The organism is Pseudomonas sp. GP01-A4 (assembly GCF_058780865.1).
This window is the reverse complement of the sequence record NZ_JBYSWF010000051.1, coordinates 1-14,853: the sequence shown is the minus strand read 5'-3', so window position 1 is coordinate 14,853 and position 14,853 is coordinate 1. Positions and strand designations below refer to the sequence as shown.

General features: G+C 61.7%; 5 protein-coding genes. 4 read left to right on the top strand and 1 reads right to left on the bottom strand.

The window, feature by feature from the left end:
• Positions 1 to 103: 103 nt before the first annotated feature.
• Entirely contained in the window at positions 104 to 6,688 is a 6,585-nt protein-coding gene (locus tag AC3WKX_RS24340) for an NEL-type E3 ubiquitin ligase domain-containing protein (RefSeq protein ID WP_102604657.1), read from the top strand.
• Positions 6,689 to 6,733: 45 nt separating this feature from the next.
• Here AC3WKX_RS24340 and metH read toward each other — a convergent pair whose 3' ends face one another.
• Positions 6,734 to 10,444: a methionine synthase gene (gene metH / locus AC3WKX_RS24335; RefSeq protein WP_102604656.1), complete on the bottom strand. Its 3,711-nt coding sequence runs from the start codon at positions 10,442 to 10,444 to the stop codon at positions 6,734 to 6,736.
• A gap of 164 nt (positions 10,445 to 10,608) precedes the next feature.
• On the opposite strand from metH, the gene AC3WKX_RS24330 reads away from it, so the two are divergent.
• The 3 genes from AC3WKX_RS24330 (at position 10,609) to nfuA (ending at position 14,648) form a co-directional block, all read left to right on the top strand.
• Entirely contained in the window at positions 10,609 to 12,900 is a 2,292-nt protein-coding gene (locus AC3WKX_RS24330; protein ID WP_102604655.1) for a fatty acid cis/trans isomerase, read from the top strand.
• A gap of 81 nt (positions 12,901 to 12,981) precedes the next feature.
• The gene (locus AC3WKX_RS24325) at positions 12,982 to 14,004 is read left to right on the top strand and encodes an acyltransferase family protein (RefSeq protein ID WP_102604654.1); all 1,023 of its coding nucleotides are present in this window, start codon (positions 12,982 to 12,984) and stop codon (positions 14,002 to 14,004) included.
• 59 nt (positions 14,005 to 14,063) lie between these two features.
• Positions 14,064 to 14,648 (top strand): Fe-S biogenesis protein NfuA, encoded by a 585-nt coding sequence (gene nfuA, locus AC3WKX_RS24320; RefSeq protein WP_003210817.1) that lies wholly within the window; start codon positions 14,064 to 14,066, stop codon positions 14,646 to 14,648.
• Positions 14,649 to 14,853: the final 205 nt, after the last annotated feature.

The following is a 14,853-nucleotide window of genomic DNA, read 5'->3' as shown; positions in this document are numbered from 1 at the left end:
CCCAGGTTCGGCGCCAAGGTGCACAAAAACATTTATCTACCTGCGAAGGCGCTCGCCTGTTCGCTGTACTGGGCCTCCCAAAAGCGTTCTCAGGAAGCCGCACATGTCTACTCCACCTAATGCCCTCGCGGACGAAAGCTTGCACACCGCCCTGATCAAGGCACGTCTGCCCACGTGGGTTGCCCACATGGCCCCCGTCGATGTGCGCCGGCTCAAACATGGACTGTTGCCCGGCAGGGAGCGGCCTGCCACCAAGGTCCCGCTCTCGCCCGCATTGAACAAGGCACTCGATGACAGTCGCAAGGCCAGCCGTCAGTCCCGCGAAGCCTTGGCCAAGGGCCTTGGCGCGCTGCAAGGCATTGTCGAATTCGCCCAGCCCAAGCTGGAAGCGGCGTTGCGCGAGGCGATGGGCGAGGTCCCGGACGTCAACAAAAACCAGCTGCATTACCTGCGGTATCGCCAGGCCCCGCAGCAGCATTCGTTGTTGCAGGCAGCGCTGCTGAACTTCGAGGGCGATGAAGACTTCACCGATATCGCCCTCGAACAGACCAGCGCCCTGGCGCCGGAAGGTGCGCTGCTGACCGAGTACTACGGCGAGGCGCGGGCGGATGGCTCGCGTGCGGCGCGTTATCGCTACAGCGAAACCCTGTCGATGACTCCACAAACCTTTTCCACCCTGTGCCGCACCCTGGACCTGGGGCAGCAATACCAGGCCCACCTGGCGCAGGTGTTCGATGCCGCTGCCACTCGGGCCGTGGTGCGGGAGCAGATGATTCGCGCGCAAAAAGACCTGCTGACGGTACGCCTGTATGCCGCATGGGCGCAGGGCGACATCGGTCCGGCGGTGTTTCTCATGTTGCGTGAAGTGCTGGCAGGTACTTCGCGGCCGCTGCTGGATGGCGAGGTCGTACGTTTCGGTCAACTGTCGATCCTGGGCTGCGAGCTGGGGGAGGTGCTGCTGATCGGGCCGGGTGTCGCACCGACCCGGTCCGTGATCCCGCCCTTGTTTCCTGGGGCAGGTGTGAGCGGGCTGCTTCCCGTGGCGCCTGATACGCGGGTGGTGGCCTGGATTCCGGGCGCGCCGCAGTGCCCGCTCAAGGAATACCCGTCTATGCAGGCGTTCGACAAGGAACTGGCGGTGAACCTGCGCTCACCTGCCTATCAGCAGTTGTTTGCCAGCCTGGTACCTCAGCAACAGGCGCCGCAGTTCCTTGAGCGCCTCAAGGAAAAACTCTACACATTCACCTGGAACCCGCGAGGCTACAAGGAGCAGGTCTACGACGAGCAAATCAACTTGAACCGGCGAGAACGGTTGATCGAGGGGGAGTTGTTCGGCGCGCTCTACGAGCGGCATGTACAGCGCCTCAAGGACAATGCCAGAACCCTGGCGGTGCCCACTGCGGAGGCTGATCGAAAAGCCGCACAGGCACGCCATGCTCACTGGTTGAGCATGGGTTTGAACACATTGAATGTGGCCGCATTCATGGTGCCCGGCCTGTGGGAGCTGTTATTGGCGGTCACGGCGATTCAGTTGGGCCTGGAGGTCTATCACGGCATCGAATCCTGGCAGGAGGGCGATATGGATGCGGCATGGGAGCACCTGGAGTCGGTGGCGCTGAATCTCGGGTTCATGGCCACCCTGGGCGGGGCGGCAGCCCTCGCTGGCCGGGCGCCCGCTATCCAGGTGTCGAAATGGGTCGATGGGCTGGTGCCGGTGAAGTTGCCGAACGGCGAAAGGCGCCTGTGGAAACCCGACCTTGCGGCCTACCGCAGTCATACCGTTCTGGATGCATCACTCAAGCCCAATGCCCAGGGGCAATACGCGCAGGGCGGCAAGATGTACGTGCGTCTGGGTGAGGGCCTTTATGAAAAGGCTTTTGATGCGCGGACTCGAAAATGGCGGATCCAGCATCCGAACAATCCGGCTGCGTACCAGCCGATCCTCGAGCACAACCAGGCGGGTGCCTGGCGCCATACCCATGAACGCCCACTGGAATGGGACCGCCTGACCTTGCTGAGGCGCCTGGGTCATGAAACCCAGGGAATCAGCGATGCAACGTTGAGCGCCCTTGGCGACATCAGCGGCATCAGTGATGACCTGTTGCGCAAGGTCCACATAGATGGTTTGCCGATGCCTGCCGTGCTGGCCGATACGTTGCAGTTGTTTCGCGGCGCGCCGCCACAGGCTGTACTCCTGTCCCCCGAGGGCGCAGTGTTGCAGCGCCGCTTTGCTTCTTTGTCCCGAGGCGCGATCAACGAAATTATCAGTACGGCCAGCGATAAGGAACGCCTGCAGATACTCGGCCGAACCGGTGTTGCGCCGCGCCTGGATAACCTGGCGCGGCGTGCGGTACAGCAACGTCGCCTGAGCAGTGCGTTGGCCGGCTTGTACCTGCCGGCGCTCGCCAGCCTGGACAGTGACCGGCTGGCGTTGCATTGCTTGCAGCAACTGCCGGGCTGGTCTCCCACGCTGCGCCTGGAACTGCGCGCCGACAACCCCAGTGGGCGCTTGCTGGCTGAAGTCGGGCCTGAAGACGCGGCAGTGCGCCGTTACCTGGTCAAAAAAGGCGAGACATTCCTGGCTTACGACCTGCAGGGGGCTCCTCTTAACAGTCCGGTCCCCGGCAGTCGTAATTTCTACCCATCAATCGTCCATGCCTTGCCCGTAACCCTGCGCCAGTCACAGGGTTTGCCGCTGGCCAGCGCGGATGTCGATTTGCAGCAAGCCCTGGCGCGGTATGCCACGGCACACCGCCTCGAAATGGCCGCCGTGCTGAAGATACGCGCGCCCATGGCTCGCCCGGCGTTGCGTCTGGCGAGCGGGTTGTTAGGTTATGCCCTGAGCGGCCGGGGTGCGGCCCAGGCACCCAATGCCGCCCTGGCGGCCAGGGTTCGCGATGTTTACCCCAACCTCAGCGATGAGGCGGCCCAGCTGTTTGTGCAAAGTCTGTTGCAGGCCGGCCAGCGCCCCCCACAGATCTATGAGTTGATTGGCAACCGCGAGCGCGAACTGACCCGGTTACGCATGACCCTGGATCAGTGGGTGACGCAAAACAGTGCTCAGGCGGGGGCACAACATACGGCCGACACCCTGATCAATTGCTGGCGCGAAGGCGCGTACCGGGGCTTGAAACCCCATGCCTATCTGTCACTGGGCAAGGCCGGTAACTTGCCGGCGCTGGATGCTGATTTTTCCCATGTGCGAGGGTTGGGTGTAAGCGGTGAAACCTTGGCGGACACGCAGGGCGTCAGGCTTGCGCAGCAGTTCCCCAACGCCGAAGTCCTGAATGTGTTCACCGAGCCCGCCCATGTCGAAGCGATTGCCACGGGCCTTGGGCTGTTTCCCAAGCTTGAAGAGTTGTCGATCGACGGCTGGGGCCTGACCTACTCGCCGGTCTTTTTGCAACGCCTTAACACGTTAAGCCAGTTGCGCCGGTTGGCCCTGACGGGCGCGCTGGAGGCATTGGATGTCAGCGGCTTGAAACAGCTGCTTGCCTTGCGGGTGGCGGGCGCCCTGAAAGAGTGGCCGGTAGGTGTTCTGACGTTGGACAAACTGGAGACGCTCGACCTGTTGGCGACCGGGATAAATACCATGCCGGCGGCAATGCTTGAGGGCCACGAGCGCCTGTGGCGTGGCCTTACCCTCAACTGGGCAGCGTTTGAGCGACGTGCGTTCATGCCGGTGTATCAGCACGTGAAAGGCCACCCGGGGCATTTGGTGGATGAAGTGCTGATGGTGGACGCTTATTGTGAAGGCGCGTTGCGACGCCTGAAAGACAGCGACCCGGCGTTTGCGCCCAGTGCCTTGGCGTACCTGCGGCGCCATCGGTTGACCAGTGACGCCAAGTTGACCCGTGTGCACGCCTTGCTGGATGAACATGCAACCTTGCAGCAGGCGCTGGAAGAGTGGCAGGGCAGGGAAGTGGAGGTCGACCGGCGACCGGTGGACCCGCTCAATCGTCAACGTGCGGCAGACAAGCTCATGGCTTACTGGCGCGATGGCCTCGACCGACGTTTTGCCTCCCCCCGTGAGGTGGCCGGGCCTTCTTCGCCAGCCGCCTCCGAGGGGGTCATGCTGGACCTGTCGGGTACGGTACTGGGGGATTTGCCGCCGATGCCGGCCGCAGCTTTTGCCCACGTGCAGCGCTTGAACCTCGCAGGCACCCGGGTTTCAGTGGCGGCATTGAACGATTTCCTCCTCCAGTTCACCCAAATCCACGGCCTGGACCTGAGCCGCAGCAACCTGATTGACCTGCCGGCGTCCCTGACGCAGTTGAGGTCTCTCAAACAGCTGGACCTGGCGCACAACCAGTTGACGATCACTGAGGCGATACAGCAGCGCCTCAGCGCCCTGGTCACGCTTCGAGGGTTGAACCTGGATTACAACCGTGTGGGTACCCTGGATGTCAGCGGGCTCAACCAGCTGCGCAGCCTGAACCTGAGCCACACCGCGACCACCGCCTGGCCGACAGGTTGGCTGGCATTACCCGAACTGCGTCAAGTGGATCTGAGCTACAGCGCTATTACCACGATCCCCCAGGCTGCACTGACCGGCCATGACCTGCTGATGCTCAGCAGCAACGTGCGTGGCTGTCGCCTGACCTTGCCGGCCTGTGCCGACATACAGCGTTTTGCCCTGCGTACCTACCAGGACAATCCGTTGAACGTCGCACCGGCCATGCTGCCGGTTTTTGGCCCGAGCTTTTACCTGGACAAACCCTTGGGCATTCCCCGCGAAGGGCTGGCGGAGGGCAGAACGGGGGGCGATCCGGAATACTTTCCCCTGGAGGTCACGGACAGTCCCGATCTGCTCCTCGCGCTGGAGGTAGAGGTGCCCAACAGTGAAGTTCGGCAGACACCTGCGCAGCGTCTGCAACAAATAGACCCGGCGTTGTCCACGCGCGATGCGGTACGGCGCATTGACGAACTGCTTGCCAGTGGCCTGGGCGCACTGGAGGTCGAGGCATGCCTGGTTCGGTGGCGCACGGGCTACCGGGGTATGGTGCGGGTGTTGAACGACTGGATCGATATTCGCGGTTATCGCCAGGGGGGCGGCTGGGTCAGCGCGGTGGACCGTCGTCGCGCGGCCGACAGGCTCATCGACAGCTGGCGCCATACGTTGCGGGCGCACCCCGAGGTTGCGCCGGGCGACGGGCGCGAGGTCCTTCAATTGAACGACCTGTATCTGGGTGACCTGCCGGCGTTACCCGAGCCGTTGGCCCATGTGAGGGTGTTGAACCTCAACGCAGTCAAGCTTACTGAGCAGGGCTCCAATGCGTTCCTGCGGGCGTTTCCCAAGCTGCGTACCCTGACTCTCAACAATAATGGCCTGATGAGCCTGCCCGACGCCGTCGGCGAATGCTCGATACTCACCGAGCTGCGCCTGAGCCATAACGAACTACGCTATCGCAGCGAGCTGCAGGGCCAGCTCAATCGGCTGACCGCGCTGGAGCGCCTGGACCTGAGTGAGAACGTCCTCGATTCTTTGGACATCAGCAGCCTGCCTCAATTGCAGTCATTGGAACTGCGCGGCAATAACCTTCTGGCGTGGCCGCAGGGTGTCCTCCAGGCTGCGCAGTTGCGCCACCTGGACCTGCGCAGCAACCGTATCGAAACCATCCCTGAAGACGCGTTGCTGCCCCAGCACAGCGCTCTGATGTGGGGCACGGACCTGTCCGATAACCTGCTGTTTGAGGAAGATCTTGCACGCTTGCGCGTCTACCAGCAGCAGACCGATTGTGGCCTGGGATTTTCCGCCGAGGAACTGGAAGACGCACTGGAGGGGTACCACAGTACCGATAGCAGCTCCGGGTCGGACATCCACCCTGAACTCTTGACCCCGGAACAACAAAAGGCCCAATGGTTCTCGGGTATTGCCGCCGATTCGGCCCGCCACCGGGTATGGAGCGTGCTCAAGCAGGCCGAAAACAGCGAGGATTTTTTCTACATCATTTCCCAGTTGAAGAACGCCCAGGATTTCTTGCACGACCGCGCCGACCTGACTCGCCGGGTGTGGGCGGTGCTTGAGGCGGCGGAGCAATACCCGCACTTGCGCGAACAACTATTTGGCCAGGCCCGGGCGATGCGGGTAAGGGCTACCTGTGGTGACGGCTGGATCCTCCTGTTCAGTGATCTTGAAGTCAGCGTGTATGAGTTCAAGGCCCTGAGGGCCCTCGCACCCGGGCAGGAAGGCACCACGCTGTTCAACCTGGCCCGGCGCATGATCCGTCTCGATGAAGCGGAGCGCATTGCTGGCGAGGCGATCAACCGCAGCCCTGGCATCGACCCGGCGGAAATTCGCCTGGCCTATCGCATTGGCCTGGCCGAGCGCCTGGATCTGCCTCACCAACCGTCCACCATGCTGTACCGCAACCTGTCCCGGGTGACCCAGGCCAACATCGATCAGGCGTATGCCGCCATTATGGCCAGAGAGAGTACTCCGGTGTTTATGCAAGAGCTGGTCAAGCGCCCGTACTGGGTCAGCTACTTGCAGAAGCTGTACCCGGAAGAGTTTTCGGTGTTGGCCCAGGCGCATCAGGTCAAGGTAGATGCCCTCGAGGAGCTTCACCCGGACCTCAGCGCCCAATACCTGAGCGAAGTCGCAGCCTTGGACACCGAAAACCTTGCCGAGCAACAGGCACTGGCGCTCAGGCTTTCGGGACGGGCGAGGAGGGATCTGGGGATCTGACCCGGGCGCTCAGCCGGCTGGACGCCCGGGCCAGCGCGCCACAACTTAGTTGTCGTAACCCAGGTTCGGCGCCAGCCAGCGTTCGGTCACGCTCAGGTCCTGCTCCTTGCGGGCGGTGTAGCTGGCGACCTGGTCCTTGTCGATCTTGCCCACCGCAAAGTACTGCGCCTGCGGGTGAGCGAAGTACCAGCCGCTGACGGCCGCTGCCGGGAACATCGCGTAGTGCTCGGTCAGGAACACGCCGCTGCGGCCGGCGTGCATCTCCTGGGCTTCAGGGTCCAGCAGTTGGAACAACTGGGCCTTCTCGGTGTGATCCGGGCACGCCGGGTAACCCGGGGCAGGGCGGATACCGCTGTACTGCTCCTTGATCAGCGCTTCGTTATCCAGCACTTCGTCCTTGGCGTAGCCCCAGTGCTCTTTACGCACCTGCTGGTGCAGCCACTCGGCGCAGGCTTCGGCCAGGCGGTCGGCCAGGGCCTTGACCATGATCGAGTTGTAGTCGTCGCCGGCGTCCTGGTAGGCCTTCGCCACTTCTTCAGCGCCGATGCCAGCGGTGGTGATGAAGCCACCGATGTAGTCGGTTACGCCGCTGTCCTTGGGTGCGACGAAGTCGGCCAGGGAAAAGTTCGGCTTGCCGTCGGTCTTGATGATCTGCTGGCGCAAATGGTGCAGCCTGGCAATCGGCTGGCCGTCATCGCCGTAGACTTCCAGGTCATCGTCCTGCACCTGGTTGGTCGGCCAGAAACCGAACACCGCGCGGGCGCTGATGAGTTTTTCGTCGATCAGCTTCTTGAGCATTTCCTGTGCGTCGGCGTACAGCGCCGTCGCCGCTTCACCCACCACTTCATCGGTGAGGATGCGCGGGAACTTGCCGGCCAGGTCCCAGGAGATGAAGAACGGTGTCCAGTCGATGTACTCGGCCAGGATGTTGAGGTCGATATTGTCCAGCACCTTGGCGCCGGTAAACGTCGGCTTGACCGGCGTGTAGCTGTTCCAGTCGAACTGCGGCTTCTTGGCGATGGCGGCCGGGTAGCTCAGGCGCTCGGTGCGCGCGCTGCGGTTGGAGGTGCGCTCGCGCACGTCGATGTATTCCAGGCGGGTTTTCTCGACGAATGCCGGCTTCAACTCCTTGGACAGCAATTGCGTCGCCACGCCCACGGCGCGGGAGGCGTCGGTGACGTAGATCACCGCGTCGTTGCTGTATTTGGGCTCGATCTTCACGGCCGTGTGGGCCTTGGAAGTGGTGGCGCCACCGATCATCAGCGGCAGGTGGAAATCCTGGCGCTGCATCTCGCGGGCGACGTGCACCATCTCGTCCAGGGACGGCGTGATCAGACCCGACAGGCCGATGATGTCGCACTTCTGTTCCTTGGCCACCTGCAGGATTTTCTCGGCCGGGACCATCACACCCAGGTCGACGATGTCATAGCCGTTGCAACCCAGCACCACGCCGACAATGTTCTTGCCGATGTCGTGCACGTCGCCCTTCACCGTGGCCATCAGGATCTTGCCCTTGGCTTCCGGCTTGTCGCCTTTTTCCAGCTCGATGAACGGGATCAAGTGGGCCACGGCCTGCTTCATCACCCGGGCGGATTTCACCACCTGGGGCAGGAACATTTTGCCGGCGCCGAACAGGTCGCCGACGATGTTCATGCCGGACATCAGCGGGCCTTCGATCACTTCGATCGGGCGCGCGAACGACTGCCGGGATTCCTCGGTGTCTTCGACGATGTGGGTGGTGATGCCCTTGACCAGCGCGTGTTCCAGGCGCTTGTTGACTTCCCAGCCACGCCATTCTTCGGTCTCGGCTTCCTTGACGCTGCCATCGCCCTTGTACTTGTCGGCAATGGCGAGGAGGGCGTCGGTGCCTTCCGGGGTGCGGTTGAGCACCACGTCTTCCACCGCGTCACGCAGCTCGGCCGGGATCTGGTCGTAGATCTCCAGCTGGCCGGCGTTGACGATACCCATCGTCAGGCCGTTGCGGATCGCATACAGCAGGAACACCGAGTGAATCGCCTCGCGCACCGGGTTGTTGCCGCGGAACGAGAACGACACGTTGGACACGCCGCCGGAGGTCAACGCATACGGCAGCTCGTCGCGGATGTAGGCACAGGCGTTGATGAAATCGACGGCGTAGTTGTTGTGCTCTTCGATACCGGTGGCGACCGCGAAGATGTTCGGGTCGAAGATGATGTCTTCCGGTGGGAAGCCGACTTCATTCACCAGGATGTCGTAGGAGCGTTTGCAGATTTCTTTCTTGCGTGCTTCGGTGTCGGCCTGGCCGGCCTCGTCGAACGCCATCACCACCACCGCCGCGCCGTAGCGCTTGCACAGCTTGGCGTGGTGAATGAACTGCTCCACGCCTTCCTTCATGCTGATGGAGTTGACGATGCCCTTGCCCTGGATGCACTTCAGGCCGGCTTCGATCACTTCCCACTTGGAGGAGTCGATCATGATCGGCACGCGGGAGATGTCCGGCTCGCCGGCAATCAGATTGAGGAAGGTCACCATGGCCTTCTTCGAATCCAGCATGCCTTCGTCCATGTTGATGTCGATCACCTGGGCACCGGCTTCCACCTGCTGCAGGGCGACTTCCAGGGCTTCGGTGTAGTTGTCTTCACGGATCAAGCGGGCGAAGCGGGCGGAACCGGTGATGTTGGTGCGCTCGCCGACGTTGACGAACAGCGAGCTGCGATCGATGGTGAACGGTTCCAGGCCCGACAGGCGGCAGGCTTTCGGAATGTCCGGGATCGGGCGCGGTGCGTAACCGGCCACGGCCTTGGCGATGGCTTCAATATGGCCCGGGGTGGTACCGCAGCAACCACCGACGATGTTCAGGAAGCCGCTCTGGGCGAATTCTTCAATGACCTTGGCGGTTTCCGACGGCAGTTCATCGTACTCGCCGAATTCGTTGGGCAGGCCGGCGTTCGGGTGGGCGGAAACGTGGGTGTTGGCCTTGTTCGACAGCTCTTCCAGGTACGGACGCAGCTCGCTCGCCCCCAGTGCGCAGTTCAGGCCCACAGACAGCGGCTTGGCGTGGCTGACCGAGTTCCAGAAGGCTTCGGTGGTCTGGCCCGACAGGGTGCGGCCAGAGGCGTCGGTGATGGTGCCGGAGATCATGATCGGCAGTTCGACGTTCAATTCTTCGAACACGCCCTGTACGGCGAAGATCGCGGCCTTGGCGTTGAGGGTGTCGAAAATGGTTTCGATCAGGATCAGGTCGGCGCCGCCTTCGATCAGGCCTTTGGTGGCTTCGGTGTAGTTTTCCACCAGCTCATCGAAGGTCACGTTGCGGTAGCCGGGGTTGTTTACGTCGGGCGACAGCGAGCAGGTACGGCTGGTCGGACCGAGCACGCCGGCGACGAAACGCGGCTTGGCCGGGTTTTCCAGGGTCTTGGCGTCGGCGATCTTGCGCGCCAGGCGCGCGCCTTCTACGTTTAGTTCGTAGGCGAGGTCTTCCATGCCGTAGTCGGCCATGGAAATGCGCGTGGCGTTGAAGGTGTTGGTTTCCAGGATGTCGGCGCCGGCATCCAGGTAGGCTTTTTCGATGCCGCCGATCACGTCCGGACGGGTGATCACCAGCAGGTCGTTATTGCCCTTGACGTCGCTCGGCCAGTCGGCGAAGCGTTTGCCACGGTAGTCCTGCTCTTCCAGTTTATAGCTCTGGATCATCGTGCCCATGCCGCCGTCGAGGATCAGGATGCGTTCCTTGAGGGCTTGGTGGAGGGCTTGCAGACGAGCGCTACGATCGGGCATGGGACTACTCTGGTCAGGTATTACGGAGGGCGAAGATCATAACAAACCTGTGCGCTTTTAGAGCATGTGCTGGGTTTGCATGAATATCGCTCATGTTGGCGGGGGCGTTACATCGGTAGAATCGACGGGTTTTTCACTGCACGCATTGAATCGGGACCGGAAACATGTCACTTCGCCTCATCGTCAGCGCCGCGTTTGCGCTGTTCGCCCTTACCGCACAGGCAGAAGGTCCCGCCCCGGCGATCTCTTATACCCGTGACATCCAGCCGATCTTCACCGAGAAATGCGTGGCCTGCCACGCCTGCTACGACTCGGCCTGCCAGCTCAACCTGGGCAGTGCCGAAGGCGCCGCACGTGGCGCGACCAAGGTGCCGGTGTACGACGGCGAGCGCAGCCAGGCCAGCCAGCCCACCCGTTTGTTCTATGACGCCTTCGGCAAAGCCGCCTGGCAGCAAAAGGATTTCTACTCGGTACTCGACGCCCAGGGCAGCCAGGCCGCACTGATGGCGCGCATGCTGGAGCTGGGGCATAACGCGCCGCTTGCGCCCAACGCCAAGCTGCCCGACGACATCGTGCTGGGCCTGAGCCGCGAAAACACCTGCCCGATGCCGGGGGAGTTCAACGCCTACGCAGGTAACCACCCGAAGGAAGGCATGCCCCTGGCCGTCACCGGCCTGACCGACCAGCAGTACCAGACCCTGCAACGCTGGCTGGCCTCCGGCGCACCGATCGACGAACAAGGCCTGGCCCCGAGTGCCAAGGAAGCCTTGCAAGTGCAGCAATGGGAAAACCTGTTCAACCAGCCCGGGGCCCGGGAAAGCCTGGTGGCGCGCTGGTTGTTCGAGCACCTGTTCCTTGCTCACATCTACTTTGAAGGCGGCGAACCGGGGCATTTCTTCCAGTGGGTACGCTCGCGCACCCCGAGCGGGCAGCCGATCGACCTGATCAACACCCGCCGCCCCAACGACGACCCGGGCACCCAGGTGTACTACCGCCTGTGGCCGGTGCAGGGGGTGATCGTGCACAAGACTCACATCACCTATCCGTTCAGCGCCGAGAAGATGGCCCGGATCAAGTCGCTGTTCTATACCGATGACTGGCAGGTGCAAGCCTTGCCGGGCTACGGGCCGGGCCGGCGTGCGAACCCGTTCGAGACCTTCGAGGCGATTCCGGCCAAGGCGCGCTACCAGTTCATGCTGGATAACGCCGAATACTTCGTGCGCACCTTTATTCGCGGGCCGGTATGCCGGGGCCAGATCGCCACGGACGTGATCCGCGACAACTTCTGGACCCTGTTCCAGGACCCCGACCACGACCTGTATATCACCGATGCCCGCTACCGCGGCCAGGCCACGCCGTTGCTGGCGATGCCGGGGCAGATTGACGATGTGGGCAGCGTGCTCAGCCTCTGGCTCAAATACCGCGACAAGCGCAACGAGTACGAAGCGTTGCGCCGGGACAGCTATGCCGACCTGCCGCCGCCGAGCTGGTCGAGCCTGTGGGCGGGCAACGACAACGCCTTGTTGAGCATCTTCCGTCACTTCGACAGCGCCTCGGTGACCAAGGGCTTGATTGGTGAAGTGCCGCAAACCCTGTGGCTGTTCGACTATCCGCTGCTGGAGCGCACCTACTATCAGTTGGCGGTGAATTTCGATGTGTTCGGCAACGTTTCCCATCAGGCCCAGACGCGCCTGTATTTCGACCTGATCCGCAACGGTGCCGAGCAGAACTTCCTGCGCCTGATGCCGGCGGATTCGCGGGATGACTTCCTTGACGATTGGTACCAGAACAGCGGCAAGGTCAAGCTGTGGCTGGACTATGAAGCCATCGACGATGACAAGCCCACGGGCCTCAAGCTCGATGAAAAGGACCCCAAGCGCGACTTCGCCAACCAGTTGCTGACCCGTTACGGTGACCTGAACGCCAGCCCGGACCCGATCAACCGTTGCGTCAGCGCCTATTGCTCGCGTCCGGGCATTGACCCTGCGTTGCAGGACGCCGAACAGGCCCTGAGCCGCCTGACCAACCGCCCGGCGGCGGGGCTCAAGGTGATCGACCTGTTGCCGGAAGCGACCATGCTGCGCATCGAAACCCGCAGCGGCAAACGTGAGATGTACAGCCTGTTGCGCAACCGCGCCCACAGCAACGTGGCCTTTATGCTCGGTGAGGCTTATCGCTATCAGCCGGGCCTGGACACCGTGACCATCTATCCCGGGGTGCTGAGCAGCTACCCGAACTTCATGTTCAACATTCCGGCGCAGCAAGTGCCGGAGTTTGTCGCTGCCATGGAGAATGCCAAGGACGCGAATCGCTTCGAGAAGATTGTCGACCGCTGGGGCATCCGCCGCAGTCACCCGCAGTTCTGGCAGTACTTCCACGACCTGTCGCAGTACATCCGCGAAACCACGCCGGTGGAAGAGGGCGTGCTGGACATGAACCGCTACGAGAATCTTTGATCGACCTTTGACCGTCGACGGCTGTCCCAAGCCATAGGCACCTGAATAACCGGTGTCGAGGGTTGGGAGAGTGGGTCGACGATGTTGATTTCAGTACAGGCACTGCGCGCCCTGGCGGCCTGGACCGTGGTGGGTCATCACTTCATGCAGATTTTCTTTGGTTTCCAGGCTGATTCGGCGCTGGGGCATCTGTTTGTCGACAAGGGCGCGGCGGGCGTGGATGTGTTTTTTGTGATCAGCGGCCTGGTGATCTTCCTCTCCACCGAGAACAAACAGCTGCCGCCCTGGCGATTCCTGCTGTATCGCCTGCTGCGAATCGTCCCGGCCTACTGGTTCTACACGCTGTTGATGGCGCTGCTGGTGGTGTTTGCGCGGCCGGTGTTGCCGGACCAGAGCGTCGATGCGGCCCATGTGTTGATGTCCTTGCTGTTCATACCTTCGGAAAATCCCGGTGGTTATGGGGTGTACCCGACCTTGAACGTCGGCTGGACCCTGAACTACGAGATGCTCTTCTACGTGCTGTTTGCGTGGGCGTTGCTGTTTCGCCGGCAGTGGCGGGTGCTGGTGGTGGGCGCGTTGTTGTTCGCAGTGTGCCAGGCGTGGACTTCTTTCGGCTGGATCAGCGATTTCTATCGTTCGGACATCGTGTATGAGTTCCTGCTGGGGATAGGCATCGGCATGCTCTACCGCAAGGGCTGGATTCGCCCCGGGCTGTGGCTTCCATTACTGGGGATTGCGGGGGCATTGTTGGCGATCTATCACTGGCCGGCATCGCCGCGGGCCCTGACCTGGGGCTTGCCGAGTGCGGTGCTGGTGGTGGCCTGTATCTCGATGGAACGCTATTTCGAGCGCAGCCGGCTGCTCAAGGTGATGGGGGATTGTTCCTACTCGGTCTATCTGATGCACGTGCTGGTGCTGTCGGCGGGTGGTTTTGTCGCCCAGCGTTATGGGGTTAACGCCTACGTGATGCTCGGCGTGTGCGTGGTGCTGATCGCCCTTGGGTCGCTGGCCAGCTACCACTGGCTGGAAAAGGGCAGTTATCGTCGGCTCAAAGGCTGGTTCGATGGCGACGAACGGTTGGTTCTTTCCCGACAAAAATACTAGGACTTTGTACCTCGGTAATAATTTGGCGTAAACTGCCGGCAAGCCTGCGAGGAGTTTCCATGACCGCCATAACCATTACCGACGCCGCCCACGATTACCTGGCTGATCTGCTGTCGAAGCAGAACACCCCGGGCATTGGCATCCGCGTCTTTATCACCCAGCCCGGCACCCAGTACGCTGAGACGTGCATTGCCTACTGCAAGCCGGGAGAAGAAAAACCTGAAGATACGGCGTTGGGGCTGAAAAGCTTCACCGCGTATATCGATGCGTTCAGTGAAGCGTTCCTTGACGATGCGGTGGTTGATTACGCCACTGATCGCATGGGTGGCCAACTGACCATCAAGGCGCCGAACGCCAAGGTGCCGAATGTTAATGCGGATAGCCCGATTAACGAGCGCATCAACTATTACCTGCAGACCGAGATTAATCCTGGGTTGGCCAGCCACGGTGGTCAGGTGAGTCTGATTGACGTGGTTGATGATGGTATTGCTGTGTTGAAGTTTGGTGGCGGTTGCCAGGGCTGCGGCCAGGCGGACGTGACCTTGCGTGAGGGTATTGAGCGTACGCTGCTTGAGCGGGTTCCGGAGCTCAAGGGTGTGCGGGATGTGACTGACCATACGCAGAAAGAAAACGCCTACTACTAAAGGGTGTTCGCTGCGGATGTGAAAAACGGCGCCCCGTGAGCGCCGTTTTTTTATGGTTTGGATTCAGTGGGTTGCGTTAGGGTTGTGAGGTTTTGGGTTAGGTATGTTGTGTACATATCCGTTATTTAGGTAACGGCGGCTTATGGTTCCGCTCTTACAGCGGGTCACTTTTGGCAAACGCCCCAAAAGTAACCAAAAGGTCTTT

Coding starts and splice junctions, on each gene's coding strand:
- AC3WKX_RS24340 (WP_102604657.1), top strand. CDS start 104: ATGTCTACTCCACCTAATGCCCTCGCGGACGAAAGCTTGCACACCGCC.
- metH (WP_102604656.1), bottom strand. CDS start 10,444: ATGCCCGATCGTAGCGCTCGTCTGCAAGCCCTCCACCAAGCCCTCAAG.
- AC3WKX_RS24330 (WP_102604655.1), top strand. CDS start 10,609: ATGTCACTTCGCCTCATCGTCAGCGCCGCGTTTGCGCTGTTCGCCCTT.
- AC3WKX_RS24325 (WP_102604654.1), top strand. CDS start 12,982: ATGTTGATTTCAGTACAGGCACTGCGCGCCCTGGCGGCCTGGACCGTG.
- nfuA (WP_003210817.1), top strand. CDS start 14,064: ATGACCGCCATAACCATTACCGACGCCGCCCACGATTACCTGGCTGAT.